This is a genomic window from Azomonas macrocytogenes (assembly GCF_014191985.1).
In the GTDB taxonomy this organism is placed as follows: domain Bacteria; phylum Pseudomonadota; class Gammaproteobacteria; order Pseudomonadales; family Pseudomonadaceae; genus Azomonas; species Azomonas macrocytogenes.
Window position 1 is genome coordinate 1 of the sequence record NZ_JACHXI010000052.1, and the last position, 2965, is coordinate 2965.

Genomic DNA, 2965 nt, shown 5'->3' on the forward strand with positions numbered 1-2965 from the left:
CGGTGTAGCGACGACGGGTAATACGTTGCATGGGAACCTCCAGGTTGCGATCAAAGTATCGCTTCCTGGCGTCCGCTCTGGTGGGGCAGGTTCAAGCATGCTCTTGCTTGGTAAGCATGATCTGCGCAGCGGGACGGCCAGTTCGCATCGCATGGCTCCTTAACTAGGCTTCAGTTAATAATCATCCAGACCATACTTATGCTTAGTAGTTGTGATTCACCACACTAGTAGCCAGTCTTTACTATGGGCTGTTGCTGTTTCGCTCTAAGCGATTGATTTATAAGAGCAAGCCCGTATCGTTGAAGCTCTGACCCAACACCAATACGAGCTTGCAATGCCCCGATTGATGCTCAGCGATGAGCACTGGTCGAAGCGGCAGGAAATTCTGCTGCACAAGGCCATCTACAACAAGCGTGATCTACGCATGACTGTCGAAGGCATGCTGTATCGCATGCGCACGGGCTGTCCATGGAGAGATCTACCCAAGGCATTCGGTCACTGGAACAAGGTCTACAAGCGATTCAATGCCTGGTCTGCTTCCGGCAAATGGCTCAAGATCTTCAAAAGGCTTGTCGTTGAGCCCGACATGGAGTGGGTTTTCGTCGATGGCAGCTATACCAAGGCTCACCAGCATAGTGCCGGTGCGGCCAGTGGCGCAGACGAATCGATAGGGAAAAGCCGAGCCGGCAATACCAGCAAGATTCACTTGGCCGTAGACGCCCATGGTTTACCCATGTTTTATCCCATATTTTGATGGTGCAATCTTTTCCCGTGAATGGAAGAAAGCGCTATGGGACAGGTTCTCCACAGGAACGCCACGACGACAGAGGCAGTCCGTCGAGCAATACAAAATAGTCAAGAGAGCCTGAGAGGGGTCGTTTGCGGGAGGGGGCGAAATCCTACGCTAATGCCGAGGACGCGCTTTCCGTAGTCCCTGAGTTCGCCCTTCGGGCCGACGTAGCGATGGAGGGTGACGCGCTCGATTCCGAGTTCCTTGTACAGATCGGAAACGAAAATGTCGCGTTTGTCTCTCCTCTCGGATGGGAGCACATCAAGCTCACCGGGGAATATCGTTGGCCGAAGCCATAGCGCAGCTATGCTGTCGCTTCTCGTAACCGCTCCGTTTGCGGCATTTTAAATCACATGAAGCAACGTCCCGCCTGCGGCCAGGAGCACGACGACGATCCACGGCTGCGTCTTCCAGACGGTGAGCAGGAGAAACCCAGCCAACGCCAATGCGAAATCCCATGGTGACAGAACCGCGCTCGTCCAAACCGGATCGTAGAGGGCTGCGCCGAGGATACCGACGACGGCAGCGTTCGCGCCACGCATGGCGGCCTGAGCGGTCGGCCGCAATCGCAGCGCATCCCAATAGGGAAGCATTCCGTAGACCAGCAGGACACCCGGCAGGAAGATCGCAAGAAGCGCGATAAATGCGCCCGCGACGCCGTTGGGGGCAGGCCCCATGACCGTGCCGAGGTAGGTAGCAAAGGTGAACAGCGGCCCAGGGACGGCCTGCGCCAGACCGTAGCCAGTCAGGAAGAATTCGTTCGTGACCCAACCCGGCGCTACCACCTGTGCTTGCAGCAAGGGGAGCACGACATGTCCGCCGCCGAACACTAAAGCGCCGGAGCGGTAGAAAGCGTTGAACACCGCCACCGCCTGATGGCCGGTCGTTATGACCAGCAGCGGCGGGATCACGAAAAGCGCCACAAACAGAATGAGGGCGATCGCGCCGCCGTGACGCGAGACCGGAAAGCGGAGATAGCCCGTTGGCTTGGATAGTTCACCACGGCAGAGCCAGAGTCCGGCGATGGCTCCCAGCGCGATCGCACCGATCTGGCCGAACGAGCCGCCGATGAAAACCACAATGGCGATCCCCGCCAAGGCAATTCCGGCGCGTTCCCGATCTGGTGTGAGGTTCTTCGCCATGCCCCAGATCGCCTGCGCAACCACGGCGACGGCGATCAGCTTCAAGCCATGCAACACACCTTCCGCAGCGGCTCCCGTAAAAGCCGCTGCGCCGAGCGCGAAGGCAAACAGGATTGCGGCCGACGGCATCGTGAAGGCGAGCCAGGCGGCCAACCCGCCGAGCAACCCATTACCGCGCAGGACACCTAGCGAGAATCCGACCTGACTCGAAGCTGGTCCGGGCAGGAACTGGCAGAGGGCGACAAGATCGGCATACCCTTCCTCGTCGATCCACTTGCGGCGCACCACCAGCTCATCGCGGAAGTATCCAAGATGGGCGATTGGCCCACCGAAGGACGTCAAGCCGAGTTTGAGGAACACGCGAAAGACTTCAAGAACCGGTTGCGCGATATGCGCCGAATTATCATGCGCGGTCATCACGACCTCCCGACGATGCCAAGGTTATCAATGGGGCGATCGCAGGTAAGCTGACTCAGCGATGCTCTATCATCTCGCCGATTAGCTCGCGGATCTTGCCGCGTGCCATTTCCAGTGCCTCCCGTCCGAGCGGCGTCACTCGATAGATGTGCCGGACGGAACGGCCCGCACGTTGCTTCTCGGAAACGAGATAGCCCTTCTTCTCCATCGAGCGCAGCATCGGATAGAGTGTCCTGGCACTGAGCTTGTAGCCATGATGGGCCAGTTCCTCGATCATCCACTGACCATGGACCTCGCCTCGACCGCATGATGCAAAACGTGAAGGCGAATGAGTCCGCTCAGCAGGTCTTGATGTTCTATGTGCCCACGCCAGCAATCCCGAGGCCAGCGCTGTCATTCCCGGCACTGGTGGTTGCCGCAAGGTGCGCTGGGGGATAGAAGGGCGCGGCAAGAGCGGTTCCGTGCGCGTCATCTATACTGCGCAGTTGGCCAGCGGAGCCCTGGTGGCCCTGTTGATTTATGGCAAGGGCGCTACCGATAACATTCCGGCGCATATCCTGCGCAAGATCGCCAAGGAGATGAATCATGCCCCTGACTGAGAAAGAACTGCTTGAGC

At 58.4% G+C, this 2965-nt stretch carries 3 protein-coding genes and 1 pseudogene; 2 read left to right on the plus strand and 2 right to left on the minus strand.

Annotation, left to right across the window (positions count from 1 at the left end; genetic code table 11):
* Nucleotides 1-334: 334 nt before the first annotated feature.
* Nucleotides 335-748: pseudogene (locus FHR87_RS18745) on the plus strand (IS5 family transposase); the annotation flags it as partial.
* Nucleotides 749-1134: 386 nt separating this feature from the next.
* On the opposite strand, the gene chrA reads toward FHR87_RS18745, so the two are convergent.
* Nucleotides 1135-2349, minus strand: coding sequence for a chromate efflux transporter (chrA, locus tag FHR87_RS18750; RefSeq protein WP_183168284.1), 1215 nt, complete (start codon nucleotides 2347-2349; stop codon nucleotides 1135-1137).
* Between the two features lie 55 nt (nucleotides 2350-2404).
* Nucleotides 2405-2800, minus strand: a complete 396-nt coding sequence (locus tag FHR87_RS19440) for a PadR family transcriptional regulator (RefSeq protein WP_246336113.1) — start codon at nucleotides 2798-2800, stop codon at nucleotides 2405-2407.
* A 10-nt stretch (nucleotides 2801-2810) separates the two neighbouring features.
* On the opposite strand from FHR87_RS19440, the gene FHR87_RS18760 reads away from it, so the two are divergent.
* Complete coding sequence (locus FHR87_RS18760; RefSeq protein ID WP_221189932.1) at nucleotides 2811-2948, plus strand: hypothetical protein; 138 nt, start codon at nucleotides 2811-2813, stop codon at nucleotides 2946-2948.
* Nucleotides 2949-2965 lie beyond the last annotated feature (17 nt).

Coding starts and splice junctions, on each gene's coding strand:
- chrA (WP_183168284.1), bottom strand. CDS start 2,349: ATGACCGCGCATGATAATTCGGCGCATATCGCGCAACCGGTTCTTGAA.